The following is a 25,533-nucleotide window of genomic DNA, read 5'->3' as shown; positions in this document are numbered from 1 at the left end:
ACGGGTGTGGGTTATTTGAGAGTAAAACTTATGAATTACTCGGATGTAACTCTTTGCTGCTCAGAGTGGGTTTTTGCGGCCTGAACCGCGGCGTCCACGACGGCGCGCAACCCGCCTCGTTCGAGTTCTCGCAGCGCAGCGGCGGTGGTGCCACCCGGCGAGGTCACCATCGCGCGCAGTTCCACCGGGGTGGCGTCCATGCCGCCGCGGGTCGCTGCCCCCGCCCCGGTGTTAGCCCGCTCGAGACGGTCCAGCAGCATCTCGGCGGAGCCGGCCATGGTCTGCACCGCCAGATCCGTCGCCACCGCGCGGGTCAGTCCGGCGGCCACCCCGGCATCCACCAACGCCTCGATCATCAAGAAGAAATAGGCGGGGCCGGAGCCGGAGATCGCGGTGACCGCGTCCATCTGTTCCTCGGGGACGGTCAGCACCGAACCCACGCTGCGGAACAGGGCAGCGGCCTCGTCGAGTTGCTCGGCAGTGGCGAAACGACCCGCGGAGAGCACGCTGACGCCCGCGCCGACGAAGCTCGGGGTGTTCGGCATCACCCGCACCACCGGCGAGCCTGCGGGCAGTTTGGCCTCCAAGTAGCCGGTGCTGACACCCGCGGCGACACTGACCACGACCTGTTCGGCACTGTGTTCGGAGGCGGTGGCCGTCTCGGCGATCTGGGTCATCACCGCGTCCACGTCGCGGGGCTTGACCGCCAGGATGACGATGTCGGCGGTCTCGACCGCATCGGGCACGGCCGCGACCTGCACCGCGTAGGTCTCGGTGAGGTAGTCGACCCGCTCCGGCACGTGCTCGACCACCACCAGGTCCTTGACCTGCCTGCCGCTGCGCAGCAGTCCGGACAGCAGCGCTTCACCCATGTTGCCGACGCCGACGATCGCGATTCTGGACATGGCGGCAAGCATGGCAGACCCGGCCGGTTACCCGGTGGGCACCATCGCCAACTGGCGTGTCTGCACCACGATGCGCCCGCGGCTGTCGACCACGGTGTGGTCCTCGTCGAACCAGTCCTGGCCGATCTCGGTGGTGGTGCAGATGACCCGCAACCAGCCGTCGGCCGGCACACCCCGCAGATAGGCGGTGAGCTGCACGGTGGGCGCCCACCCGGGCCGGTTGACCGCCAGGGTCACCGGCGCCGACGCATCGCCGCAGAGCAGCGCGAACAGCACGTCGGGGCGCTCGTCTTTGGGCCGGACCCACATCTCGATGACCGGCGGTCCGCCGTCGGACCGCGGGGCCAGGGTGGTCAGGGCGGGCCGGATGTCGCAGCCGTGCGCCAGGTGCACGATGTCGGCCATCGGGTGACCGGGGCCGATCGGTTCCAGCCCCGGCGGCGGTTCCGGGGTCATCAGGGCGACCACCGGGTTGACCGAGAGCAGCGGCGCCCGGCCTGCCGAGGTGTCCTCGGGCGCACCGAGAGTGATCGCGGCGTGCACCGCGGTGCGGTCACCCTGGCCGAGTTCGACGTCGACGACGTTGACCCGCCGTCCCCGTTTACGCAGCCGGGTGCGCAGCCACATCGGACCGGGGTCGGGTGCCCACAGGAAGTTGGCCGAGACGGCGACCGGCTCCCGGCCGTCGCCGAACGCGGTGCGTGCCGCGTTGGCGCAGAGCGCCAGCATCGCCCCGCCGTGCACCTTCGGCCCGATCGTCCAGTGCGCGTTGAGCTCTCCGGCGAAGTCGACCCGGTCGGTGTCGGCGGCGTCGGCGGGGCTGGCGTCGCCGACGTCCAGACGGGTCAGCCGCATCGCGTCGCTGAACCGGGTGGAGTCGGTCATCGGGCTCCTCTCGGACTCACCGCAGCAGGTGGGTGCGGGCGAACTGCAACGACTCGACCAGCAGGGCCTCCCGCTCCTGGGTGGTGCGGGCCTGCGAGGTCGTCACCTCCAGCACGACGTGGCCGGCGAAGTCGCCGGCGGCCAGCATCTGGCAGACCTCGACGGTGGGCTGGGTGCCGCGCCCGGGCACCAGGTGCTCGTCGGCAGGCAGCCCGGTCCCGTCGCACAGGTGCAGGTGTACCAGTCCCGAGCCCATCTCGCGGGCCATGTCCACCGCGTCGCTGCCGGCGGTCGCGGTGTGGGAGAGGTCGAGGGTGTAATGCGCGTGGTCGCCGTCGAGCGGGTTGTAGGACGGGGCGAAGGCGGAGATGCCCGCACCAGGCCCGCCGCCGCGGCGGCGCATGCGCTCCAGAGTCTGTTCGGCGCGGAACAGCCGGTCGGCCCGGAACGGGAACATGTTCTCCACCGCAACCATGACGTCGCTGCGCTCCTCCAGCGAGGCGACCTGGTCGGCGAACCCGGCGGCGTAGCGGCGCTGCCAGCGGAACGGCGGGTGGACCACGACGGTCTGGGCACCGAGCTGTTCGGCCGCGCGGACGCTGCGCTCCAGTTTGTGGACCGGGTTGGCGCCCCAGACCCGTTGGGAGATCAGCAGGCACGGTGCGTGCACCGAGAGCACGGGCACGCCGTAGCGGCGGGACAGCTTGGCGATCGCGGGGATGTCCTGGCTGACCGATTCCGCCCACACCATCAGCTCGACCCCGTCGTAGCCGAGGCGGGCGGCGTATTCGAAGGCGGCCTCGGCCTTCAGGGGGTAGACCGAGGCCGTCGAGAGGCCGACTTTGATTGCGGGACGCACGATGGTTGCCCGTAGCGCTCAGCCGGAGAGCCAGAACACGAGCGGACCGAGGGTGACCAGGAGTCCCACCGCGGCGGCGGCCAGGGTGCTGCCGATGTCGTCGGTCTTGCGGACCGCCTGCACGGCGCCGACCAGCCCGAGCGTCACCAGCACCGTGAGCACCAGCGCCACGATGCTGTTCCAGCGCCACAGCTGGTCGAAGGCGACGAACAGCGCGGCACCGAACAGGAACGCCCCCAGCGACTGCACGACCACCCAGGCGCCGCGCAGCACCCGGCGCAGCCCGGATTCGTGCGCCCGGTCGTGGTCGTCGGTGTCGAACGCGTCGTCGGCCCCGGTGGCGGTGCCGGTATCGAGGTCGAGGTCGTCTGAATCGAGGTCGTAATCGGCGCCGGCCTCCCCGTCTTCCGAATCCTCGAGGTCGATCTCGTCGAGGTCGGTCTCATCGAGATCCGAGTCGTCGAGGTCCGCATCGTCGAGGCCTGCGTTGTCCCGGCGGCCGCCGAAGCGCCCGCGCAACGCCCCCAGCAGACCGCCGCGGCGGGCGCGAGCGGTGCGGTCGACATCGTCTGCTTCGTCGGTGTCTGTCTCGGCGGTGAGGTCGATGTCCTCGGCGGCGTCGCTGTCCTCGATGTCATCCTCGACGGCCCCCCGCGCTGCCGCGTCGGCCTCGAGGTCGGCGAGGGGGTAGGCGTCGACCGGGTCCGGACTCATCCGTTCCGCATCGGACTCCGGCTCGGGCGACGACGACTGGGCGGGCATCGGGTGGGCGCTGCGCACCGGTCCGCTCTTCCGCGCGGTGTGCGGCGGTGACTGCGGCCAGCGCGGCTGCGGTTCGGAGAATCGCACCGGGGAACTGGGCTCCTCGGTCCGTCGCCCGGCGGTCTCGCGCGGCGGGCGTGCCGGCCGCGCGGTCCGCGGCTCGCCCGCGGCCTCCGCGACGTCCTCGGCCTCGTCGGTCTCAGCCGCCTTAGCGGCGGCGTCGGGTTCGGTTGTGGTCGTCGCGGCGGTCTCCGACGGGGGTGGGTCGTCGTCGCGGATCACCGGGATCTCACCGGTCAGTTCGGCGACGGAGACGGAGTCGGGGTCGCCGCGGCGCCGGCGGCGCCGCCCGGTGACCGGCGGGGAGCCGATGTTGCCGTGACGCGCGAGCAGTTCGGCGACCGAGATCGGCCGCGTCTCTTCATCGCGTGGCTCGGTCATCGTTTCCCGCCTTTCGACCGGTCGCCTTTGGTTTTGGCCGGTCGGGTCTCCGCATCGGTCATCGGGATCTCCACCAGAGCGGTGCCATCCGCCTCGCTGTCGAGTTTGCGCAGGATCAGGCCCTCACGCAACGCCCAGGGACAGATGTCCACCGTTTCGATCGACAACGCTCGCATGCTCGCCTCTGCCACCAGAGCGCCCGCCACGATCTGCGGTGCCCGGTCGGCGCTCACCCCTTCCAGTTCTGCACGGTCAGCGGTGGTCATCCTAGAGATGAACGATATGAGTTGTCTGAGACCACTGGCGGTCAGTGTCCGTTTCACCCGCGGTCCGGCGCCCGAGGGCGCCGCTCCGGTCAGCCGGGCCAGCGAGCGGAACGTCTTCGAACAACCCACCGTCAGGTCGGCTGGGCCGGCGTCGAGCACGCTGGCGGCGGACTCGGCCAGTTCACTGTGCAGCCAGTCGCGCAGCATCGAGACCCGGCGGCGCCCCGGCGGGTCTTCGGGCAGCCATTCGCGGGTCAACCGGCCCGCCCCCAACTGCAGCGACAGCGCGATGTCGGGTTCCTCGTCGACCCCGCTGCACATCTCCAGCGAGCCGCCGCCGATGTCGATGTTGATGATGCGACCGGCACTCCAGCCGTACCAGCGGCGCACCGCCAGGAACGTCAGCCGGGATTCGTCGACCCCGCGCAGCACCTGCAGGCGGACGCCCGTTTCCTTCTGCACCCGGGCCAGAACGTTCTCGGAGTTTTCCGCATCGCGCACCGCGGAGGTGGCGAACGCCATCAGCTCGGCACACCCCGAGCTGGCCGCGATCTTGGCGAACTCGTCGATGGTGTCGACCAGCCGGTCGGCGCCGCGCTTGGTGATCTGGCCGGACTCGTCGACCGCCTCGGCCAGGCGCAGCGTCGCCTTGGTCGAACTCATCGGGGTGGGGTGGCCGCCGCGTCGGGCGTCGACCACCAACAGGTGAACGGTATTGCTGCCCACGTCGAGCACGCCCAATCGCACGGAACACCAACCTAGTAGGTCGAGCTGATCTGGTGAAACTCCCGGCTCGGCGATTTGGTCTACGGTGGATTTTTGTGGCACCGCATTCCTCCGATCATCCGCAGGAAGTCGAGCTGGATTTCGCCCGGGAGTGGGTGGAGTTCTACGACCCGGACAACCCCGAACACCTCATCGCGGCCGACCTGACCTGGTTGTTGTCGAACTGGACCTGCGTGTTCGGCACCCCGTCGTGCCGCGGGACGGTGGCCGGCCGGCCCGACGACGGCTGCTGTTCGCACGGGGCGTTCCTCTCCGACGACGACGACCGGGCCCGGCTCGACGACGCGGTCGCCCAGCTCACCGACGCCGACTGGCAGTTCCGTGACAAGGGTCTGGGCCGCAAGGGCTACCTCACGCTCGACGAGAACGACGACGAGCCGGCGTGGCGCACCCGCAGGCACCAGGGGGCGTGCATCTTCTTGAACCGTCCCGGCTTCGCCGGCGGCGCCGGGTGCGCGCTGCACATCAAGGCGGTGAAGCTGGGTGTCGAGCCGCTGACGATGAAGCCCGACGTGTGCTGGCAGCTGCCGATCCGGCGCAGCCAGGAGTGGGTGACGCGGCCCGACGACACCGAGATCCTCAAGACCACGATCACCGAGTATGACCGGCGCGGCTGGGGCGCCGGCGGCGCCGACCTGAACTGGTACTGCACCGGTGACCCGGCGGCCCACATCGGGACACGTCCGGTGTACCGGTCGATGTCGGCCGAGCTGACCGAGCTGCTCGGCGAGAAGGCCTACGCCGAACTGGCCGCGATCTGCGCCCAGCGCGCCGAACGCGGCCTGATCGCCGAACATCCGGCCACCCGGGCTGCCCGCTAGCCGTCTCGCGCGTCAGCCCAGGTGCCCGACCAGGACGCCGTCCGCGCCGAACAGTTCCCGGCGCCACCGTTCGACGAGCGCGTCGGTGTCGATGTCGTCGGGGTGGAACCCCGGGCGCATATAGGGGCGCAACTCCGCGAGCAGGCCCTTGACCAGCGGGCCACGGAAAACCCCCCAGGTCTGGCGCAGCGCGGTGAACGGTCGCCACGCGGTGGGGTCGGTGGTCATCGACAGAATCACCCCGCCGGTCACCACCGGGATCGTCAGTGTGTACATCCCGGCCATCACCCCGATGCGGATCCATTCCGGTCCGCCGACGCTGCGGTAGACGTCGAACGCCACCGACTTGTGCTCGAGCTCCTCCACCGCGTGCCAGTTCAGCAGGTTCCACACCTCGGGATCGCCGGGGATGGCCTGCATCTCGTCGCCGAGCACCCGGGCGGCCAGCGTGGCGGTGTAGTGCTCAGCGGCGGCGGTGCCGGCGAGGTGGACGTAGGCAGGAATCCGGTTTTCGATCCCGAGCATCAGTCGCTGCCGTCGGGTGTCGTGGCCGAAGGTGAACAACCGCACCATCGGGTAGCCCATCTCGATGAGCTTCTCGTTGAGCCGGCGGTGCTCCTGGCCGTGCACCGATTCCTGGCCGATGAACCCGGCGACCCGTTTCTTCAACCCCGGGTCGGTGATCTGCTCGGAGAACCGGCGCACCGAGCGGATGAACGACTCCTCGCCCGGCGGGAACACCGCCGAGAGCAACGAGGTCAGGTGGCTCATCACGATGTCGCCCTCCACGTAGTGGCGGCGCATCGGTTTCGGGTCGCCGAACCGGAATCGGATGCGGCGCACCTTCGGATAGCCCGACGCGACCGTTTTCCCGTTGTTCGACACCGCTGCCGTACCGGCAACCATGATCGTCTCCTTCCGGAAGGGCTAACGCACGTACTCGACGAGGGCACCCTCGGCGCCGAAGAGTTCCTGCTGCCAGCGCCGCAGCAACGCGTCGGTGTCGATGTCGTCGGGGTGGAACCCGGGGCGCAGATACTTGGCCAGGTCTCCCATCAGGCCGCGGAACAGCGGTCCACCGAACAGCGCCCGGGCCTCCCGGACCACCCGCAGCGGGTGGCGCCGGGCCTGGCGGTCGCCGGCCAGCGAGAGGGTCAGTGTCGTGGCCACTAGCGGCAGGGTGAGGGCGATCAGCGCCGCCATCACCGCAATCCGGGTGGTTTCGCCGCCGCCGACGCTGCGATAGACGTCGAAGGCCACCGATTTGTGCTCGAGCTCCTCCAGGGCGTGCCAGTTCAGCAGGTGCCAGACCGCGTCGTCCCCGGGGATTGCCTGGATCTCATCGAGGGACAGGACCCTCTCGGCGAGCACCGCGGTGTAGTGCTCGGCGGCGGCGGTCATCGCCAGGTGGGCCAGTGGCGAGATGAGCTGCTCGAACCGGAGTCTCCTGCGTTCCATGGCTTTCGAATCCCCCCAGCCGATCCGGTAGCCCATCGCGATGAGCTTGTCGTTCAGCCGGCGATGCTCCTGGCCGTGCATCGATTCCTGACCGATGAACCCGGCGACCCGCTTCTTCAGGTCCGGGTCGGTGATCCGGTCGGAGAAAACCCGCACCGATCGGATGAAGGCTTCCTCCCCGGGCGGGAACGCCCCGGACAGGCCGGCCACGAAGTGGCTGAAAACGCTGTCGTCGTTGACGAAATACTTGCCGTACTGCCGGTCGGTTCCGAACGGGAACCGCACCCGGCGGGTCTTCGGGTAGCGCACGGGCACCGAACGCGAACCCGCCGTCACATCCTCGTTGAGCACGCCAACCTCCAGCGACTTTCAGTATCTAGTACTGCCAGTACTGTGTTATTGGTCACGTTACGCGGACACCGGACGCGGCGCAAGGCTCAGCGGTCACGCCCCGGCGGCAATCGTCGGCATCCCCGAAATCCAGAGAGAACCAGCCGACCACTTGACAGAATGACACATCAGTCTAATTATTAACCTCATGCTGGGCGCCCCTGCGGTTCGGCCGATCGACGCCGAGTCGAATATGGCCGCGGACCGCTCCCCCGACCACGAAGTGGCTATCATCGGGGCCGGCTTCGGTGGAATCTGCGCGGCGATCAAGCTAAGGGAAATCGGCGTAGAGGACTTCCTCATCATCGATCGCGATGAGGACTTCGGCGGAACGTGGCTTCGCAACACCTACCCCGGTGTGGGCGCCGACATCCCTTCGGTGGCTTATCAATTCGCGTTCGCCCCGTCCGGGAACTGGCGCCGGTTCTTCGCCAGCGGCGCCGAGATCCAACGATATGCGCTCGATCTGGTCGCCGAGCACGACCTCTATGCTCGCGCCCGGTTCAACGCCCGCGTGGAGCGCGAGACCTTCGACGACCACAATCACTGGTGGCAGATCCACCTGGCGGGCGGCCAGGTGATCACCGCGCGCTTCGTCATTACCGCGGTCGGCGCCTACATCAACCCCAAGAGCGAACCGGACATCCCCGGACTGGCGAGCTTCACCGGGCCAGTATTGATCCCGTCCCGATGGCAGCACGACGTCGACCTGCGCGGCAAACGGGTGGGCATCGTCGGCGTCGGCAGTTCCACCGTGCAGATCGCGCCGTCCATCGCCGGCCAGGTCGACCACCTCGACATCTACCAGCGCACCCGCAGTGGTATTTCCCCAAACCCGACTTCGCGTACCCGGGCTTTCTGCGACGCCTGCTGGCCAAACGCTGGTTCGCCACCGCGCTGCACACGGTCGTGCTGGCGTTCATCGAGATCGGCTTGCGGATCCTCATCTACACACCGCGACCGGTGTTCACCGCAGCGGCCGCCGTTTTCGATCGGGTTGCGCTGCTGCTCTACCGAGGCTGGCTGCGCTACAAGGTGCACGACCGCACCGTGCGACGGAAGCTACGGCCCCGTTTCGGCGCCGGATGCACCCGCGGCACCCTCGGCGGCGATTACCTGCCGACGTTCAACCGGACCAACGTCGAACTCGTCAGCGTCGGCATCGCGCGGGTCACACGCGACGGCATCGTCGACGCGAACGGCGCGCACCGACCCATCGATGTCCTGGTCCTGGCCACCGGCTATGAGATGTTCTCCGACCCGGAGACCTACCGGCCGGGGACAGTAGTGGGCAGCAACGGCTTCGACCTTGCCGAGTTCTACCGCAGCGAAGGCCTGCAGGCCTACCAAAGTGTCACCGTGCCGCAGTTGCCCAACCGGTTCATGATGGTCGGCCCCTATTCCTGGACCGGAACCGGGTTCCACTACATCCTGGAGAACGCGATGCGCCACATCGCCGCGGTGATCAAGATCGCGCGCGATCAGCAGGCCAGCCGGGTCGAGGTCACGTGGGGCGCCTTGAACCGATTCCAGTCGGGGCTGAAGGAAAGCGGTGCCAACCTGAATCGCTACTTCACGGTCAACTGTGCGGGCTCCAACAGCTATTTCATCAATTCCCACGGGCACACCCCCTATGTCCGGCCGTGGACGGTGCTGCAATCCCGCCTGCGCAGCACCCGGTTCCCGGAATCGGACTACAGTTTCCAGCGACTGCCGGTGCGGGAGGTTCCCCATGCGGTTTGACGCGATCGCGCTGGCGCCGCAGAACGCCGACGAGTTCCTCCGCACCGCACCGCTCGTCACCCACGTGCGCCGCACCTTCGCCGCCCCCGCTGACCAGGTCTGGGAGATCGTCGCCGGTAGCCGCATGTGGTCCTGGCTGCCGACGGTGTGGGGCAGCCGCTACCCGCGCGCGATCGACCCGGCGCCGGGCGTGGTCCGCGATTTTCAGATGCATATCTTCAAATGGCTGATCTTCGCCCAGCATGAGCGACTGTTGGAGTTCGATCCGGCTCAGATGATGATGAGCTACACCGCCACCGACGCCACGCTGCCGGTGTTCGGCTCGTGGTGCGAGCACTACCGGGTGGAACCCGAGAACAACGGCCACGCCACCGTCGACTGGACGCTGGCCTGCGCGCCACGCTATTTGCGCCGCATTCCGGGCATCCGGTGGGGGCTGCGGCCAGTGGCCGCGGTGCTGCAACCGGTGTTCCATTTCGGCCTGGGAGGCTTGGAGCGGGACCTGTCCCGCACCCCCCGCGCCATCACCGCCCCGCCCCGAGAACCGAGAACCGAAAAGGACCCGCAATGACCCCACAACACACCGTCGCCGTCGTTGGCGCCGGCCCTGCCGGCATCGCGGCGGGCGCGCGGCTGAAACAGGCCGGTATCGAGGACTTCGTCATTCTGGAACGCGCCGATGAGCCCGGCGGCAGTTGGCGCGACAACGACTATCCGGGGATCGGTGTCGACGTACCCCATTTCACCTACCAGTACTCGTTCGCCAAAAACCCCAACTGGTCCCGCGTCTTCCCCAAGGGGGAGGAAGTGAAGGCCTACCACTGCCGGGTCGCCCGGGAACACGGACTGTATCCGCATCTGCGGTTCGGTGTCGGTGTGGTCAAAGAGGAGTGGGATGATGCCGCCGGGCACTGGCGGTTGCACACCGCCGCCGGCCAGGAGATCACCGCGCGGTATGTCCTCAGCGCCGTCGGCGCCTTCATCAACCCCAAGAACGACCCGGGCATCCCCGGCTTCGACACCTTCACCGGCAAGGTGCTGCGGCCCACCGAGTGGGACCACGACTACGACCTGACCGGAAAGCGCGTCGGGATCATCGGGACCGGGGCGAGTTCCGTGCAGATCACCCCGGCTATCGCACCCGAGGTGGAATCGTTGGCGGTCTTTCAACGCACACCGGTATGGTGTTGGCCCAAACCAGATTTCGCGATCGGTCCGGTGCTCCGTACCGTGCTGGGTCGGGGCGCCACCCAGTCGCTGCTGTCGGGGATCGCGCTGGCGCTGGTCGAGGCGCTGACCCGGCTTCTGGTCTACACCCCGCCGGTGATCGCCAAGCCGGCGACGGCGCTGATGGACGGCGGCGCCAGGGCGGCCTACCGCGGGTATCTGCGCGCGGCAGTACGCGACCGAGATGTTCGGCGCGCGCTCACCCCCGGCTACGGGCTACTCGGCAAACGCCCCACCTTGTCGAACACCTTCGTGCAGGCCTTCAACCGCGACAACGTGGAGCTTGTGGACAGCGCGATCGAGGAGATCACCACCAACGGTGTGCGTACCGCCGACGGCCGGGAACGCGAACTGGACGCGCTGGTCGTCGCCGTCGGGTATGAGTTGTTCTCCGACCCGGAGACCTACCGCACCGGGACCGTCGTCGGTGTCGACGGCTTCGACCTCGGCGAGTTCTACAACGCCCACCGCCTGCAGGCCTATGAGAGTGTCGCGGTGCACGGGCTGCCGAACCGGTGGATGCTGGTCGGCCCGTACTCCTGGACCGGAACCGGGTGGCATTTCATGGTCGAATCGTCGGCGCAGCACGCGGTCCGGGCGATCTGTGAGGCGCGGCTCCGCGGCTGCGACGTGGTGGAGGTGACCGCCGAGGCACAGCGGCGCTACCACGCCAAGATTCAGCATCAGGGCCGCAACATCCAGCACTATTTCCAGGTGCGTAACAAGGGCCTGCGGACCTATTACGTGAACTCGCAAGGCGACATGTGCTACATCCGGCCCACCACCGCGCTGCAGTCACGCAGGGCCGCCGCCAACTATCCGTTCGACGATTACTCCTGGCGCTCGGCCTCCGCCGAGATGACCGAGCAGCATGGGGTGGTCGGCCTGGAAGGAGTCCGATGAGCCGCGCCTATCCGGCAATCCCGGTCCCTGGGTCGGTGGTGGTGGTCACCGGCGCCGCCCGCGGCATCGGTCTTGCGACCGCGTCGAGATTCGTCGCGCGAGGGGCGAGGGTGGCCATCGGCGATCTCGACGGATCGGCTGCGCAGGCCGCCGCCGCCACGCTCGGTGAGTCGGCCCACGGCTACCGGGTCGACGTGGGCGACGCGGACAGCTTCCGAGTGTTCCTGGACCGAGTCGAAGACGAACTCGGCCCGGTCGACATTCTCGTCAACAACGCCGGCATCATGCCGATCGGTGCGTTCCTGACCGAACCGGAGGAGGTGACCCGGGCGACGTTCGCGGTCAACGTGTTCGCCCACATGAACGCCGCACGGATCATCGCGCCCCGGATGATCACCCGGGGCCGCGGGCACATCGTCAACGTCACCTCGGCGGCCGGGAAGATCCATTCGGCCGGGCTGGCCGGCTACACCGCCGCAAAACACGCCGCGACCGCGTTCAGCCGAAGCCTTCGCGAAGAGCTCCGCCCGCACGGCGTCTCGGTCTCGGCGGTGCTGCCATCGGCGATCAACACCCAGCTGGTGGACGGAATCCCGCTCGGGGTCGTGCGGATCGGTGTGCTGCCGCCGAGTGTGGTGGCCCGCCGCGTCGAATCGACGGTTCGGCGTCGGCCCGCGCTGGCCGGCGCACCGCATGGCCTCGTCCCACTGTTGACCCTGGCCAACCTGGTGCCCGAGTGGCTCTGGTTGGCCGGGCGGCGGTTGGTCAATGCCGATCGCACGCTGGGCCCGATCGACCGGGACGCCCGCGCCGAGTACGACGCCCGCATCGCCGCCAACGCGACACCGCCTGCCGAGGAGCTTCGACCATGACCGTAACCACACCGCGCGCTGACCACGACGCCACACCGGCGCATCGGCGCGACCCCGACATGCTGGTGGCCATCATCGGGGCCGGCATCGGCGGACTGGGCGCGGCCATCCATCTGCAGCGCGCCGGGTACACCGACTACGCGATATTCGAGCGGGCCGACGACATCGGCGGCACCTGGCACTCCAACCGCTACCCGGATGTGGCCGTGGATATTCCGGGCATCGTCTACCAGTTCTCCTTCGAGAAGCATCCCGGATGGTCACGCACGTTCCCGAAAGGGGCCGAGGTCCGCGGCTACATCAACATGCTGGCCGACAAATACGAACTGCGCCCCCGCATTCGGCTGAACACCGAGGTGATGCGCCGGGATTGGGATGAGGACAACCATGTGTGGGTCCTGACCCTCGATGACGGGTCGACGCTGACCGCCCGCTTCGTGATCACCGCGACCGGGGCTTTCGTCGAACCACGAGTCCCCGACATCCCCGGCCTGGACACGTTCGAAGGCAAGATCATCCAGACCCAGGCGTGGGACGAGGACGTACAGATCGCCGGAAAACGGGTCGCGGTGATCGGGACCGGAGCAACCGCTATCCAGGTGGTCCCCCAGTTGGCCCGGACCGCGAACAGCCTGGACGTCTACCAACGGCGCGCGATCTGGGTTTTCGCCAAACCCGACTTTGAGATTCCGCGCCTGGTGCAGAGCGCATTCCGCAGGATCCCGTTCCTGCAGACGCTGATCCGTGCCGCGGCGGCCGCCCTCGTCGAGGTGGGGCTGGTCGCCATCACCGTGCACGGCAAGCGGATCGCCCCGCTGGCCAAGATCCCGGCTTGGGCGTGCCGCGCCTTTCTGTTCACCCAAGTGCGCGACCGGCACCTGCGCCGACAACTGACGCCGACCTACGGGTTCGGCTGCAAACGCCCCAGCGTGTCGAACGTCTATTACAAAACGTTCACCGAGGATCACGTCACCTTGATCACCGATCCGATCGAACGCATCACCCCCACCGGCATCCGCACCCGCGGCGGGGTCGAGCGCCCCGTCGACGTCCTGGTGCTCGCCACCGGATTCGAGATGTCCAACAGCCCGGTGGTCTACCGTCTTCGACCGGTCAAGGGCCGCGATGGATTCGATCTGGCCGACTTCTACGAGAACAACCGTGCCACCGCATATGAGGGCGTGACGATGCCCGGGCTACCCAACACGTTCATGGTGTTCGGACCGTACGCGTGGTCCGGGAGCTCCTGGCATGTGATGGTGGAGAACGCTTCTCGGCATGCAGTGCGGGTCATCGACGAGGCACAGCGGCGGGCGGCCACGGCGGTGGAGGTCTCCGAGCAGGCCAACGACCGGTTTCACCGATTCATCGACGAGCGCGGCTCCGACACCTTGATGCACGGTCGGGCCTGCGTCGATGCCAACAGCTACTACATCGACCGCAACGGCGATTTCTCGTTTCTGCGGCCGACCACGGCGTACCAGTCGATGCACGCGTCGAAGACGTTTGATCTCGACGACTACCGCTACCAGCAGTAACCGGCACGGCCCGTCACGGGGCGGGCGGAGAACCCAGCCGGCGATCGGTTCGCCACGTCATAGCGATTGCCTGCCGGGGTGAATCGGGACAGACCGACGAAAGGTGAACCTCATGAGCACTGGCACCGGCGCCTTGGCGGATGGAGTCCCGCAACCGTCGGCGAGCCGACGCGAGTTACCCGGGCCGGGCGCCCTGTCGAGGGTGGTGGCAGTCCTGTTGAGGGTCTTCGTCCGTCCGGTGATCACATTGTTCGCCCGGTTTCCCGATGCGCGCTGGCCGTTCGCCCTGGCGGACCGGGCGGCGTGGCTGCTCCCACGGCCATACGGTGTCCGCCGCCACGCGATTTCGCTGCCGCACTGTCGCGCCGAGTTGCTGATCCCGGCCCGTCCCACTGCCGGCCGGGCGATTCTTTACCTGCACGGCGGCGGGTTCATCGTCTGCGGTTTGAACACTCATCGCCGGCTCACCGCCGACATCGCGCGCGCCGCCGGGTGTCCAGCGCTCGCGGTCGATTATCGACAGATGCCTCGGCACGGTCTCGGCGAGGCTCTCGACGACGCTGTCGCCGGCTTCCGCGCGCTACTCGATGAGGGGTATTCGTCCTCCGAGATCCGAATCGTCGGGGACTCCGCCGGAGGTTATCTTGCCGTCGCCACCGCGTTGGCGGTGGTGCGGCGGGGACTCGGTCGACCAGGGGGGCTGGTGCTGATGTCACCGATGACGGGCATCGATCCCGACTTGGCTCTGGAGCCCGCCGATGACCCGCTGCTGACCGCTCCGGTGGTTTCTGTCCTCAGCCGCAAACTCGCCGCCAAACCGGCCATCTCGGCGGACCTCTTGCCGCATCGGCGCCTGGCTGCCGATGATCTGTCACCGTTGCCTCCCACTCTGATTCAAGTCGGGACGCGCGAGGTTCTCCGCGCGGGCGCCGAAGAACTCGCCGATGCCATTGCCGCCGCGGGTGGTCGGTGCGAGCTGCAGGTCTGGGCCGGGCAGTTCCACGTATTCCAGGCCGGCGCCGTGATCCTGGCACCGGCACGCAAAGCGATCGCGGAGATCGGATCGTTTCTGGTCGACCCGCGGTAAGGAGCCGCTGACCTTCCCGAGGGTGCTGTCATCCGTTGTGGGGTGTGTCGCTACCGATCGCGGAGCCATCACGTGAGCTGAGGGGGGGCGACCTTCACACCGTTGCCCCAACCTGAACCGACCTGCCCCACCGGGCGGGTTTCCGGTCAGGTGGAAACTGACGACCCGACCGAACCGCTGGAAAACGGGTGGCCAGCGCAGCACCGGACGCGATTACTATTGTCCGACACCACATTTGCGGAAACGCACACAGCCGTGACCTCACCCACCAGCCGAGGCCGGGTTGACCGACGTCGGCATCGTGTCCGCAGGTCTTCCTCGCGACTGGTCACCGACGACCGGCCTCCGGCTGTTACTGATCGAATGCGATGTCCACCTCGGCGGACTCCGGCAAGGTCTGGCACGCCAGGGTGAGCCCGCGGGAGAGCTCCTCCTCGATCAACGACTCGTTCATGCGCATCTTGGTGCGCCCGCTTTTGACCGAACACACACACGTGCCGCACGCCGATTCGCGGCAGACGTGGGGCGGGTCCAGCCCGGCCGCCAACAACACATCCAGCAGCGGAGTGTCCTTGGGCCAGTCGAAGACATGGCTCTCCCCGTCGAGTTCGACGCGGACTCGTGCCCCGCCTTCGCCGAGCGGGGCCACCACCGGTACTTGGGCAGCGGGAGTCAAGAATGGATTGGTCTCCAAAGATTTGTAATTCTCGATATGCAGCCGCTCGGCGGGCACCCGAAGCTGAGTCAACGCGGCCCTGACCTCTTCAGCGAACCCGGCCGGTCCGCACAGGAAGATATCGCGGTCCACATCGGGTGCGATCAGGTCGGCCACCGCGGTCGATTGCGGCAGGCCTCGCTCCGCCTCCAACCAGTGGGTGACCGTGAATCGGTGCGGAAACCGTTCGGCCAGGCCACCGATCTGGTCGGCGAAGATCACCGCGTCACGGTCCCGGTTGGCGTAGAACAACGTGACCTTCCCGGCGCCCGTGTACAACAACGATTTGGCAATCGACAGGATCGGTGTGATCCCGCTGCCGGCGGCGCACAGCAGTACGTCGTCATCGAAGGACCGGGGGGTGAAAGAACCGGAGGGTTCGAGCACGGTCAGCAACGAGTCGACAGCGACGTTGTCGCAGATCCAGTTCGAGGCGAACCCGCCGCTCACCCGTTTGACGGTGACGGCTGGACGGCTGTCCTGGTGCGGACTGCTGGACAGCGAATAGCAACGGGCCACCGAACCGGTCCGGTCACTGGGGATGCACACCGTGAGGAACTGCCCCGGTTTGTAATCGAACCGCGACGCCGCCTCCGAAGGCACGTCGAAGACCAACGTCACCGCTTCGGCGGTCTCCTTGATCACCTCGAAGACCCGCAACTCGTGGCTACGCTCTGTCATCCGATGGCCTCCGCCGTGGCAAGCGCCCGCTGACGGATCCGTCCGATCGTCCCCAGAAGGTGGGCAGTGACTGATTCACGTCGTTCGTAGGGCAGGAAGTGCCCGGCACCGCGGAACACCACCACGCTGCTGTCCGGCAGACGCTCGCCGATCCGATGGGCGTGGGTTGGCGAGGTCAGAAAATCGCGCGTTCCGGCCAGCACCGTTACCTCCAGGTCTTGGAAGGCCTCCAATGCCCGGTACCGGTGATGCTGCAGGATCGATCCGCCGAGCGCAGCGACCACCCGGGGATCGGCCTGGGCGCCCTGCTGCACCACTCGGTTGAGGTCACGGCGCCGCGGGTGTTTGCCGAAGGCTCCGCGCGCCCCCTGTCGGACCAGGAACAACGGCCGGCTGGGCATCTTGATCCGGGACCCCAGGCGCAGTGCGAATCTCATGACGGCTTCGGTCCCCGGGATCCGGCGGACCGCGCCCATCAACTCACCCGCGCTGGAGGCTGCCAACATCACCCCCTCGACACGCTGGGCCACCAACTGGGGATGCCGCTCTGCCACTGCCGTCAGGGTGAACCCACCGAGCGAGTGTCCACCGAGCACCACCGGCCCGGTCGGGGCCAACGCGGTGATCACCGAAGCGAGGTCGTCGGCGAGTTGTTCGATCGTGGCTCCGTTCACCCGGTCGGAAAGGCCGTGTCCCCGATGGTCGTAGGCGATCACCCGCACCGTGGGGTCAGCGGCGACCAACGATTCGGCGACGTCCTCCCAGATGCGGTGGGACAGCGTCCAGCCGTGGGCCAGAACAACGGTCAATTCTGCGGTCGGCGCACCCCATTCAGCAACCTGCAGGTTGACGCCATCGGCCATCGGCAATCGGAACTCACGGTAAGGGACCGTCGGCATCCGTCGACTCACCACGGCTACCGGCCGACCTCTGCGGTCGGTGCGTGCGACGTGGTGGGAGCGCCTTTCGGGCCGAGCAGTCTGGTGTCACCGAACCGGCCCAACAGCTTGGCACCGACCGTCTGCATCCGCTCCACCGAGAACGGTTGCGCCATCCGCCGGTTCACCCCGGGGGCGATCCGCAACATGAAATAACCCAGCCAGGCTTCGGTGCGCACCGGGACCACCGCCAGGTCGAACCGGACGGCCCGGACCACCGCACGGGCAACCAGGTTGGGGTTCATCGGGGCCCACGGCAGCTTCGCGGCGATCTCCTGCATCCGCCGACTGATCTCCAAGCCGCGGTCCATCAACTCCTGATCCACCCCGACGGTGACCGCGTTGTCCCCGATGTTGGTGTTGATCACCCCCGGACAGATCGCACTGACACCGACACCCTTCGCACCCAACTCCAGGCGCAGGCACTCGGTCAGCATCTTCACCCCGGCCTTGGACACCGAATAGGGCGCCATCACCGGAGTCGGCGTGAACGACGCCGCCGACGCGATGTTGACGATGTGACCGCTGCCCCGCTCGACCATCTGGGCGCCGAAGGCCCGACAGCCGTGCACCACCCCCAGCAGGTTGACGCTGAGTTGGCGCTCCCAGTCGGCGGGCGTCAACTCCAGGAACGGCCCACCCACCAACATGCCGGCGTTATTGACCAGCACATCGGCATAACCATGATCGGCCAGCACGTCGCGGGCGAACGCATCCCATGCCTGCGGGTCGGTGACGTCCAGTCGGGCCGCCGAAGCGGTTCCGCCCTGGCCGCGGATCATGGCAGTGGTCGCCTCCGCGGCGTCGAGGTCGATATCGGAAACAACCACGTGAGCGCCGCGCTTGGCGAATTTGATGGCGGTGGCCCGGCCGATGCCGCTTCCGGCACCGGTGACCACAACCAGTCGGGGTTGCAGGGTGTTGATTTTCACGCGTTCTCCTTCGCTTTCTCCTCAGCCGGCTGAGACGTCTCAGACCCCGAGTTGTAGCGGTAGACATCCAGGTCGTAATGACGGTTCTGCCAGTACATCTCGCCGTGGGTGGAGGGCCGGAACGGTGAGTCACCCTTGTCGTCGATGTAATAGGTGTTCGAGCCCTCACAGGTAGAGGTGAACAAGAAGTTGCGTTCTTGACGTTTCAGGCATTTGCGGAAGTACTCGTCGTGGGCTTCCTGCCTGATCTCAACCTGGCGGGTGCCCCGACGTTTACTCTCGGCAATCGCCCGGCTGAGGTGAGCGGAGGTGGCCTCGATCATCCACAGGTAGGAGCCGAGAACGAACCCGTAGGGTCCGGTGATGGTGAACATATTCGGAAACCCGGGGACCGAAACGCCTTGGTAAGCTTGGTAGCGGCGCTCATCCCAGAATCTGCCTAGGTCGATGTCGTCGCGTCCGATCACCGGGAACGGTGGAACCGCGCGGTTGTCCCAGAGCCGGAATCCGGTGGCGCAGATCAACACGTCGACCTCGTGTTCCACGCCGTCGACGGTGCGGATCCCGTTCTCGGTGATGCGCTCGATGGAGTCGGTGATCAGGCTGACGTCGTCGCGGTTGAACGTCTTGAGATAATCGTTGGACATCGACGGCCGTTTGCAGCCCAGTCCGTAGCGGGGCATCAGCTTTTCCCGGAGAACAGGGTCGTCGACCTGGCTGCGCATCCACCGGCGCACCGGGATCTCGGCCATCCGTCGACTGAGGTCGGTGAGCCAGCGCGGGCCGACCAACTGGCCGCTCATCCCGATCTCGGTGCCGATCGTGCCCATCGCTCGGATCGCCGAGCGCAGTCGGGGCCGGCTCATCACCCATCGGCCGAGGGTTTTCATCTCCATGTCGACCTTGGGGAACACCCAGATCGGGGTCCGCTGAAAGACCGTCAGGTGACCGGTCTCCTCGACGATGGCCGGCACCACCTGCAGGGCGGTGGCGCCGGTCCCGATGATTGCGACCCGCTTGCCCTCCAGCGCGACATCGTGGTCCCACAGCGCGGTATGCATCAGTGTGCCGCCGAAGTCGTCGATCCCGGGGATGTCCGGCATCTTCGGGCTCTCCAGCCCGCCGACCGCCATCACCGCGTAGCGACCGGTGATCTCCTGCCCACCGTCGGTGGTCAGCCGCCACATGCTGTTGGCCTCGTCGAAGACCGCGGAGACAATGGTGGTGTTCAAGCGCAGCTTGTCCCGCAACCCGTATTTGGTGACCATGTCATCGGCGTAGTCGCGAAGCTCCTCACCGGGGGCGAACAACCGCGACCAGTCGCCGCGCTGCTCGTAGGAGAAGCTATAGACGAACGACGGGATGTCCACCGCCACACCCGGGTAGGTGTTGGCATGCCAGGTGCCCCCGACCTTGTCCCATTTGTCGATGATGACGAAGTCGTGGATGCCTTGGCGCTGCAGCGCGATCCCGGTGCCGATGCCGCCGAATCCGGCGCCGACGACCACCACCTCGTAGTCGGGATCGACCCGCTCGCCGGTCGGCAGCGGTTTGGTTTCAATGGTTGTAGTCAACGGTCCTGTCCCTCACCTATTTCATTTGCTCGCGGAGTGCGCCGTCGGCGCCGAAAAGTTCCTGCTGCCACGTCTGAACGATCTGCTCGGTGTCGATGTCATCGGGGTGGAATCCGGGCCTCATGTAGACCGCCAGCTCGCCCATCAACCCCTTGACCAACGGGCCGCGGAACATGTCGTAGGTTTGCCGGATCAGTTTGATCGGGCGCCATCCTCGCGGGTCGGTGGCGATCGACATCAGCACACCGACCGTGACGACCGGGATGGTGAACGCGTACATCAGCGCCATGACACCGATCCGGATCCACTCGGGCCCACCGACGGCACGGTAGACGTCGAAGGCGACGGATTTGTGCTCCAGTTCTTCGGTGGCGTGCCAATTGAGCAGGTGCATGACCTCCGGATCGCCGGGGATCTGCTGAATCTCCTCACGGGTGAGGACCCGCTCGGCGAGCGTCGCGGTGTAATGTTCGGCGGCTGCGGTCATCGCCAGGTGCGCGTAGGCGGGCGCGGCGTTCTCCAGGCGCCGCACCCACCGCTCACGACGGCTCTCCGGCGTGTACATGAACAGCCGGACGAACGGATAGCCCATCGCGATGAGCTTCTCGTTGAGCCGCCGGTGCTCCTGGCCGTGCACCGCCTCCTGGCCGATGAAACCGGCGACGCGCTTCTTCAGCACCGGGTCGGTCACCCGGTCTGCGAAGCGTCGCACCGACCGGATGAACGACTCCTCACCGGGCGGGAACGCGGCGGAGAGCACGGCCACCAGGTGGCTGTAAACGATGTCGCCCTCGACGAAGTGATGGCTCATCGGTTGCGGATCGCCGAACCGGAATCGTATCCGGCGTACCTTCGGATAGGCGCTCGCCGGCACCTTGCGGTGGTCCGCGGCAGGGACGACAGGGTTGGCTACCATCGGTATCTCCTTCGATTTTTCACTGGGCCGCTTTGGGTTATTTCAGCCGATCCAGAAGCGCGCCCTCGGCGCCGAACAACTCGGTTTGCCAGCGCTCCAGCAACGCGGTGGTGTCGATGTCGTCCGGGTGGAAGCCCGGCTTGAGATATTTGGCGAGTTCGCGCCCGATGCCGCGGAACACCGGCCCGCGGAACAACCCATAGGCTTCACGCACCAGGCGAAGCGGCTGACGACGGGCGATCGGGTCACGCGCCAGCGCCACCAGCAGGGTGCCCAGTACCACCGGCCCGGTCAGGGCAAGCAAAACGGCCATCACCGTGATCCGGACGCGCTCGGAACCGCCCACCGCACGGTAGACGTCGAAGGCCACCGACTTGTGTTCGAGTTCCTCGAACGCGTGCCAGTTCAGCAGGTTCCACATCTCGGGTTCGCCTGGGATGGCTTGGATCTCGGCGCTGGAGAGCACGCGCTCGGCCAGCACCGCGGTGTAGTGCTCGGCGGCCGCCGTCATCGCCAGGTGCACCTGACCGGAGATCCGGTCCTCAAACCGCTTCTGCCGCGAGATCACCGACTCGGCGTCATACCAATCCACCAAGAAACCCAGCTCGGAGAGCTTACGGTTGAGTTCGCGGTGCTGTTGGCCGTGCATGGCTTCCTGGCCGATGAAGCCGGCCACCCGCTTCTTCAGCACTGGGTCGGTGACCTGATCGGCGAAGCGTCGCACCGACCGGATGAACGCCTCCTCGCCGGGCGGGAAACCTGCCGAGAGCCCGGCCACGAAGTGGCTGAACACGATGTCGTTGTCGACGAAATACTTGCCGTAGTCGCCGTTCTCTCCGAAGCGGAACCGGACCCGGCGCGTCTCCGGGTAAGTCGGCCTGCCCTTCCCCTCGTCGGCCACGGCGAGCGACCCCGCCTTCGACGTCCCACCAGCCATGACACCCCAACCTTTCGCGTACTTGAAGTACCTGATACTGCATGTATCGAGCTACAATAGTGCGTCAGACGCGGGGCCACAACCCCTGTCAGCGGCCTAAAAAATAAGGCGACTGACATGTCACTAATATCCTGACTGATGCGTCACTCTGTCAAGGGGCAGTGCGGAGGGAGCGGAGAATCGGAAGAAAGCTGCGCCGTTTCAGCGCTGACGCGACGCCGTCAGCGGAGGTCGATATCGAGCAACCGCTGGTCGGGGTCGAGGATCACCCCGCGAGCCTCGGCTCCGGCCGCCATCGCGCCCCACAGGAAGCCGCTCAACTCGTCGACCAGGCGCTCCTTGCTGACCGTGGGGGCGTTGAGCCAGCGCAGCACCCCGAGCGCCACCGCTCCCAGACTGGCGTCCACCACGTACTCCACGCCGGTGCCATCCCCACCGCGGCCGGCGAGCAGCGCCGACCAGACCGCGGACATGGCATCCGAGAGTGGCCGGCCACTGTCGATCAACTCCGCGGCGGAGCGCCCGGACCGGAAGTGTGATCCGACCAGAAATCGGAATACGTTGGGCCGTTCATCGACGAGGTTGACGTAGGCTGCCAGCGCCGAATACACCATCTGCCGCCCCGTCGCGCTGAGATCGAACTGCGGCACCACTCGTTGCAGGATCAGCTCCTGAACACTTTCGGCGACCGCAGCGAACAAGGCGTCCTTGTCCTCGAAAAAGCGGTAGAGCTTGGGCCTCGGCACTCCGGCAGTCTTGACGACATCATCGATGGAGAGCTCCGGCCCGTACTCCTCGATCGCCCGCAACGTCGCATCGATCAACTCCGCGCGCACCGCCGCCCGGTGCTCGCGCCAACGGTCAACGCGGGCGTCACCAGTCAGCGCCGGCAACCGCTCACGCCTGGGAACCGCACCGGTTGACACGGGACCAGCTTAGTCCACCGCGCCGACCGCACCGATGGGTTCGCCGGTATCGGGAAGCTCAGGGGCGCGGGAGTTCCTGACGCCAGGCCGCCTCGGCGCGACCGAGGTCGGTGACCGGATCGGCACCGAGGAGCCATTCAGCGGCGATGCGAAACCAGTTGTTGCCGGCACCGATCTGACTGAGCGTGCCGAACACCAGGAAATCCAGCCGCCGGGAGAACAGGTGCTCCGGTGGCAGCCGTTCATTGCGCATGGTTTGAAAGGTGTCCGCGGTCGGATCGAGCACCCCGAGCAGCGCCGCGCTGACGTCGATCGAGCGCACTGCCACATAGTCGTCGACGAAATTCCAGCCCGCCGCGTCCAGCGTGTAGTCCAAGCAATCCTGTGCCGACACCGCTGAGTCCGGGCGCAACACGCCGTACTCCCCCATGATCGCGCGCAGCCCCTCGCCGTCGCCGGCGATGCAGCACCGCCCGATGCGACGTTCGAACTCCACCGCAGCCGGATCCATGTGCTTGTACATGCCGAAGTCGAGGAACGCGACCCGCCCGTCGGCGCAGTACAGGAAGTTGCCCGGATGCGCATCACCGTTGAACTCACAGTCCCGGTACAGCGACCCCAGATAGAACCGGTAGATGATCTCGCCGATCCGGTCGCGCTGCGCCGCGGGAAGGTCAGCAACCTCACCGGCTCGCATCCCCGGGACGTATTCGGTGGTCAGCACCGAGTCGGAGCTGAGCTCGGGGATCGGCGCCGGGACGTAGATGAACGGATGATCGGCGTATCGCTCGGCGACGCGGGCCTGGCTGGCCAGCTCCCGGCGATAGTCCAGCTCGCGGGAGAATTCGTGGGTGATCTCGTCGAGGAACTCCTGGGCGGCCACGGTAGGCAACGTGGTCTTCATCATCCGCAGAAACAGGGCCAGATTTTTCAGGTCCGCCGACACCGCCGTGCGCACTCCCGGGTACTGCACCTTGACCGCGACGTCCCGGCCGTCGCGAGTACGGGCGCGATACACCTGACCGATGGAGGCCGCCGCGAACGCCTCGGGGTCAAACGCGGCGAACAGCTGCTCGACCGGCGCGCCGAGTTCGGATTCGATCACCGGGCGCATCGTCTCGAACGGCATCGCGTTGATCGATCCCTGCAGCTTGGCCAGCTGCTGCCGAAAGTGTTCGCGCGAGGCCTCGTCGACGATGCCGAGGTCGATCACCGACAGCAACTGGCCGATCTTCATCGCCGCCCCACGCATATTGCCCAAGACGGCGACCAAATCTCGTGCGATCCGCTCGTTGGTCCGATCCAGCATCCGCTCCCGGCGGTTCTCCGTAACCACGATCGAACCGGCCTTGACACTGACCCGCCGCAACGTCTGTTTGGCGGCCAACCCACCCAGCCGCGCACCGCGCGCCAACCGCGAGGTATTCAACGAGTCGGAACCCCGGGAAGTCGACATAGCGCCACATCCTACGATCGAAATGTATGATCGACATGACGCGTCAGTCCGCGAAATCAGGGCCGTCTGCTACTAATCGCCACCCGGGAGGATCCATGCCCGTGCGGCCCACCGACGTGGAAGCCGACCCACGCCCCACCCGGCGGCGCGGCCGCCCGCCAGTGGAGAACTTGCGCGAGGACCGGCGCGCCCAGATCATCGCCTCGGCACTGGCTGTCTTTGCCGAAAAGGGCTACGAGGCGACGACCGTCTCCGACATCGCCCGGCACGCGGGGATCGGCCAGGGCACCATTTACCGCTACATCGGCAGCAAACGGGAGTTGCTGGACCTCGTCTTCGACCACTCGGTGGAGGAACTGATGGGCGCGGCGCAACCGGAGTTGCTCACCGTGGCGCAGCCCACCGGACCCCAAGAATTCCTCGACCGCGCCGAAGCGGTGCTCACGGCGGTGGACGCCGCCTTGGACCGCCAGCCCCAACTGCTCTCGCTGGTCTTGGTCGAGGCGAGCGCGATCGACGAGGAACTCAAACTTCGCATCCTCGGTCTCGAGGCGACCGTCGCGCGCATCGCAGCCGGTCTGTTCGACCAGGCGCAGGAAGCCGGGCTGCTGCGGCCGGGCGCCGACCCCGAGGTGTGCGGCGTGCTGGCCACCAAACTGCTGCTGCCGGGCGGGTTACGGGAGGTGATGGGGCAGCGCGACCCCGCGATCCGGGCCCGCTATCGGGCCGCGGTCATTGATTTCGTCCGACGCGGTTTTTTTGTCGAGAGGGACCCGCGATGACCGCCCAGAAGCAGCCGGACCGGCGGGCCGAGCTGACACGGGCGGCTTTCGACGTGTTCACCGAGCGCGGCTACCGGAACACGTCGGTGGCCGACATCGTCGCAGCGGCAGGGCTGGGTCACGGCTCGTTCTACAACTACTTCGCCAATAAGCGGGAGATCCTGGACGCCGCCATCGATCTCGGTCTGCGAGAGCGCGCCCCCGAATTGTCTCCGCCGGATCGGCTCGCCGACACGATGGCGGAGTTTCTCGACGCGATGACCGGGCCGTTGCGCGCGTTGCATTCGCTGTCGGTCACCGACAACAAACTCGTCTCGCTGATCGTGTTCGACGCCGGCGCGGTCGACGAGCAGCTCACCCGGCGTCTGTTCGACATCTACCAGTCATTCGCGGCGTCGGTACAACGCCAGATCGACCACGGCATCGATGTCGGCTATCTGCGCCCCGGTGTGGACAGCCAGGTGCTCGGCGAACTCGCAGTGACGATGAGCCTGACCTTGTTACTGCCTGCGCAGGGCGGGCCGCCGCTGCCCGGCGGTCCCGATCACGTCATCACCCAGATCCGCGAATTGGTGCGCGCCGCGCTGGGCCGGGCGCCGGTCTCGACGACACTCTGAGCGATCCGCCGACACGCCCTCCGAGGGTGTGCTTTACTCACTCGGGGTGACGCATCAGTCTCCTAATTTTGACGCGAGCGAAGGGGGCCCCGCCGATGACCGTCGCGCCGCCGCCG

The 25,533-nt window shown here is 67.1% G+C and carries 23 protein-coding genes and 1 pseudogene; 9 read left to right on the top strand and 15 right to left on the bottom strand.

Going from position 1 to position 25,533, the window contains the following annotated elements; translation table 11 throughout:
* Positions 1-35: 35 nt before the first annotated feature.
* Genes proC through AWC30_RS06320 form a run of 5 tightly spaced genes read right to left on the bottom strand, consistent with a single transcriptional unit; the run spans position 36 to position 4,865 of the window.
* On the bottom strand, positions 36-905 hold the full coding sequence (gene proC / locus AWC30_RS06340) for a pyrroline-5-carboxylate reductase (RefSeq protein WP_207568400.1): 870 nt from the start codon (positions 903-905) through the stop codon (positions 36-38).
* A 27-nt stretch (positions 906-932) separates the two neighbouring features.
* Entirely contained in the window at positions 933-1,790 is an 858-nt protein-coding gene (locus AWC30_RS06335) for a thioesterase family protein (protein ID WP_085109351.1), read from the bottom strand.
* Between the two features lie 16 nt (positions 1,791-1,806).
* The gene (locus AWC30_RS06330) at positions 1,807-2,649 is read right to left on the bottom strand and encodes a sugar phosphate isomerase/epimerase family protein (protein WP_085109350.1); all 843 of its coding nucleotides are present in this window, start codon (positions 2,647-2,649) and stop codon (positions 1,807-1,809) included.
* An 18-nt stretch (positions 2,650-2,667) separates the two neighbouring features.
* The gene (locus AWC30_RS06325) at positions 2,668-3,852 is read right to left on the bottom strand and encodes an Rv0497 family membrane protein (RefSeq protein ID WP_085109349.1); all 1,185 of its coding nucleotides are present in this window, start codon (positions 3,850-3,852) and stop codon (positions 2,668-2,670) included.
* The gene (locus AWC30_RS06320; RefSeq protein ID WP_085109348.1) at positions 3,849-4,865 is read right to left on the bottom strand and encodes a Ppx/GppA family phosphatase; all 1,017 of its coding nucleotides are present in this window, start codon (positions 4,863-4,865) and stop codon (positions 3,849-3,851) included. Before AWC30_RS06320 ends, AWC30_RS06325 begins: the two co-directional genes overlap by 4 nt.
* Before the next feature lie 74 nt (positions 4,866-4,939).
* On the opposite strand from AWC30_RS06320, the gene AWC30_RS06315 reads away from it, so the two are divergent.
* Positions 4,940-5,725, top strand: a complete 786-nt coding sequence (locus AWC30_RS06315) for a DUF3109 family protein (protein WP_109561950.1) — start codon at positions 4,940-4,942, stop codon at positions 5,723-5,725.
* A 12-nt stretch (positions 5,726-5,737) separates the two neighbouring features.
* Here AWC30_RS06315 and AWC30_RS06310 read toward each other — a convergent pair whose 3' ends face one another.
* Entirely contained in the window at positions 5,738-6,631 is an 894-nt protein-coding gene (locus tag AWC30_RS06310; RefSeq protein ID WP_085109347.1) for a metal-dependent hydrolase, read from the bottom strand.
* A 21-nt stretch (positions 6,632-6,652) separates the two neighbouring features.
* Entirely contained in the window at positions 6,653-7,534 is an 882-nt protein-coding gene (locus tag AWC30_RS06305) for a metal-dependent hydrolase (RefSeq protein ID WP_234807964.1), read from the bottom strand.
* A gap of 232 nt (positions 7,535-7,766) precedes the next feature.
* Between AWC30_RS06305 and AWC30_RS18235 the strand changes: the two are divergent.
* The 6 genes and pseudogenes from AWC30_RS18235 (at position 7,767) to AWC30_RS06275 (ending at position 14,943) form a co-directional block, all read left to right on the top strand.
* Positions 7,767-9,316, top strand: a pseudogene (locus AWC30_RS18235) (flavin-containing monooxygenase).
* Positions 9,306-9,887: an SRPBCC family protein gene (locus AWC30_RS06295; RefSeq protein ID WP_085109346.1), complete on the top strand. Its 582-nt coding sequence runs from the start codon at positions 9,306-9,308 to the stop codon at positions 9,885-9,887. Before AWC30_RS18235 ends, AWC30_RS06295 begins: the two are co-directional and overlap by 11 nt.
* Positions 9,884-11,446, top strand: a complete 1,563-nt coding sequence (locus AWC30_RS06290) for a flavin-containing monooxygenase (protein WP_085109345.1) — start codon at positions 9,884-9,886, stop codon at positions 11,444-11,446. Before AWC30_RS06295 ends, AWC30_RS06290 begins: the two co-directional genes overlap by 4 nt.
* Positions 11,443-12,318: an SDR family NAD(P)-dependent oxidoreductase gene (locus tag AWC30_RS06285; protein ID WP_085109344.1), complete on the top strand. Its 876-nt coding sequence runs from the start codon at positions 11,443-11,445 to the stop codon at positions 12,316-12,318. The genes AWC30_RS06290 and AWC30_RS06285 overlap by 4 nt, the downstream gene beginning before the upstream one ends.
* Positions 12,319-12,377: 59 nt before the next feature.
* Positions 12,378-13,856: a flavin-containing monooxygenase gene (locus AWC30_RS06280; protein WP_109561958.1), complete on the top strand. Its 1,479-nt coding sequence runs from the start codon at positions 12,378-12,380 to the stop codon at positions 13,854-13,856.
* 112 nt (positions 13,857-13,968) lie between these two features.
* On the top strand, positions 13,969-14,943 hold the full coding sequence (locus tag AWC30_RS06275; RefSeq protein WP_085109342.1) for an alpha/beta hydrolase: 975 nt from the start codon (positions 13,969-13,971) through the stop codon (positions 14,941-14,943).
* 352 nt (positions 14,944-15,295) lie between these two features.
* Here AWC30_RS06275 and AWC30_RS06270 read toward each other — a convergent pair whose 3' ends face one another.
* The 8 genes from AWC30_RS06270 to AWC30_RS06235 all read right to left on the bottom strand — a co-directional run bounded on the left by AWC30_RS06270 (position 15,296) and on the right by AWC30_RS06235 (position 24,018).
* Positions 15,296-16,339: a ferredoxin--NADP reductase gene (locus tag AWC30_RS06270; protein ID WP_085109341.1), complete on the bottom strand. Its 1,044-nt coding sequence runs from the start codon at positions 16,337-16,339 to the stop codon at positions 15,296-15,298.
* The gene (locus AWC30_RS06265) at positions 16,336-17,202 is read right to left on the bottom strand and encodes an alpha/beta fold hydrolase (RefSeq protein WP_165756449.1); all 867 of its coding nucleotides are present in this window, start codon (positions 17,200-17,202) and stop codon (positions 16,336-16,338) included. Before AWC30_RS06265 ends, AWC30_RS06270 begins: the two co-directional genes overlap by 4 nt.
* A 53-nt stretch (positions 17,203-17,255) precedes the next feature.
* Complete coding sequence (locus tag AWC30_RS06260) at positions 17,256-18,209, bottom strand: SDR family NAD(P)-dependent oxidoreductase (RefSeq protein WP_085109339.1); 954 nt, start codon at positions 18,207-18,209, stop codon at positions 17,256-17,258.
* On the bottom strand, positions 18,206-19,783 hold the full coding sequence (locus AWC30_RS06255; RefSeq protein ID WP_085109338.1) for a flavin-containing monooxygenase: 1,578 nt from the start codon (positions 19,781-19,783) through the stop codon (positions 18,206-18,208). The genes AWC30_RS06260 and AWC30_RS06255 overlap by 4 nt, the downstream gene beginning before the upstream one ends.
* Before the next feature lie 16 nt (positions 19,784-19,799).
* Complete coding sequence (locus AWC30_RS06250) at positions 19,800-20,699, bottom strand: metal-dependent hydrolase (RefSeq protein ID WP_085109337.1); 900 nt, start codon at positions 20,697-20,699, stop codon at positions 19,800-19,802.
* Between the two features lie 37 nt (positions 20,700-20,736).
* Entirely contained in the window at positions 20,737-21,636 is a 900-nt protein-coding gene (locus AWC30_RS06245; RefSeq protein WP_085109336.1) for a metal-dependent hydrolase, read from the bottom strand.
* 221 nt (positions 21,637-21,857) lie between these two features.
* Complete coding sequence (locus AWC30_RS06240) at positions 21,858-22,562, bottom strand: TetR/AcrR family transcriptional regulator (protein WP_085109335.1); 705 nt, start codon at positions 22,560-22,562, stop codon at positions 21,858-21,860.
* 58 nt (positions 22,563-22,620) lie between these two features.
* Entirely contained in the window at positions 22,621-24,018 is a 1,398-nt protein-coding gene (locus AWC30_RS06235) for an ABC1 kinase family protein (RefSeq protein WP_085109334.1), read from the bottom strand.
* 26 nt (positions 24,019-24,044) lie between these two features.
* Here AWC30_RS06235 and AWC30_RS06230 point away from each other — a divergent pair, with 26 nt between their 5' ends.
* Positions 24,045-24,800 (top strand): TetR/AcrR family transcriptional regulator, encoded by a 756-nt coding sequence (locus tag AWC30_RS06230; protein ID WP_085109333.1) that lies wholly within the window; start codon positions 24,045-24,047, stop codon positions 24,798-24,800.
* Positions 24,797-25,417: a TetR/AcrR family transcriptional regulator gene (locus tag AWC30_RS06225; protein WP_085109332.1), complete on the top strand. Its 621-nt coding sequence runs from the start codon at positions 24,797-24,799 to the stop codon at positions 25,415-25,417. The genes AWC30_RS06230 and AWC30_RS06225 overlap by 4 nt, the downstream gene beginning before the upstream one ends.
* Positions 25,418-25,533: the final 116 nt, after the last annotated feature.

Source organism: Mycolicibacillus trivialis (assembly GCF_002102395.1).
Classification (GTDB): Bacteria; Actinomycetota; Actinomycetes; order Mycobacteriales; family Mycobacteriaceae; genus Mycobacterium; species Mycobacterium triviale.
This window is presented reverse-complemented; position numbering and strand designations above follow the sequence as displayed.

Excerpts from the sequence above, each read along its gene's own strand:
- AWC30_RS06285 (WP_085109344.1), top strand. The coding sequence starts at position 11,443 with ATGAGCCGCGCCTATCCGGCAATCCCGGTCCCTGGGTCGGTGGTGGTG.
- AWC30_RS06280 (WP_109561958.1), top strand. The coding sequence starts at position 12,378 with ATGCTGGTGGCCATCATCGGGGCCGGCATCGGCGGACTGGGCGCGGCC.
- AWC30_RS06250 (WP_085109337.1), bottom strand. The coding sequence starts at position 20,699 with ATGGTAGCCAACCCTGTCGTCCCTGCCGCGGACCACCGCAAGGTGCCG.
- AWC30_RS06270 (WP_085109341.1), bottom strand. The coding sequence starts at position 16,339 with ATGACAGAGCGTAGCCACGAGTTGCGGGTCTTCGAGGTGATCAAGGAG.
- AWC30_RS06235 (WP_085109334.1), bottom strand. The coding sequence starts at position 24,018 with ATGTCGACTTCCCGGGGTTCCGACTCGTTGAATACCTCGCGGTTGGCG.
- AWC30_RS06245 (WP_085109336.1), bottom strand. The coding sequence starts at position 21,636 with ATGGCTGGTGGGACGTCGAAGGCGGGGTCGCTCGCCGTGGCCGACGAG.
- AWC30_RS06325 (WP_085109349.1), bottom strand. The coding sequence starts at position 3,852 with ATGACCGAGCCACGCGATGAAGAGACGCGGCCGATCTCGGTCGCCGAA.
- AWC30_RS06275 (WP_085109342.1), top strand. The coding sequence starts at position 13,969 with ATGAGCACTGGCACCGGCGCCTTGGCGGATGGAGTCCCGCAACCGTCG.
- AWC30_RS06225 (WP_085109332.1), top strand. The coding sequence starts at position 24,797 with ATGACCGCCCAGAAGCAGCCGGACCGGCGGGCCGAGCTGACACGGGCG.
- AWC30_RS06230 (WP_085109333.1), top strand. The coding sequence starts at position 24,045 with ATGATCGACATGACGCGTCAGTCCGCGAAATCAGGGCCGTCTGCTACT.
- AWC30_RS06310 (WP_085109347.1), bottom strand. The coding sequence starts at position 6,631 with ATGGTTGCCGGTACGGCAGCGGTGTCGAACAACGGGAAAACGGTCGCG.
- AWC30_RS06265 (WP_165756449.1), bottom strand. The coding sequence starts at position 17,202 with ATGGCCGATGGCGTCAACCTGCAGGTTGCTGAATGGGGTGCGCCGACC.
- AWC30_RS06295 (WP_085109346.1), top strand. The coding sequence starts at position 9,306 with ATGCGGTTTGACGCGATCGCGCTGGCGCCGCAGAACGCCGACGAGTTC.
- proC (WP_207568400.1), bottom strand. The coding sequence starts at position 905 with ATGTCCAGAATCGCGATCGTCGGCGTCGGCAACATGGGTGAAGCGCTG.
- AWC30_RS06335 (WP_085109351.1), bottom strand. The coding sequence starts at position 1,790 with ATGACCGACTCCACCCGGTTCAGCGACGCGATGCGGCTGACCCGTCTG.
- AWC30_RS06290 (WP_085109345.1), top strand. The coding sequence starts at position 9,884 with ATGACCCCACAACACACCGTCGCCGTCGTTGGCGCCGGCCCTGCCGGC.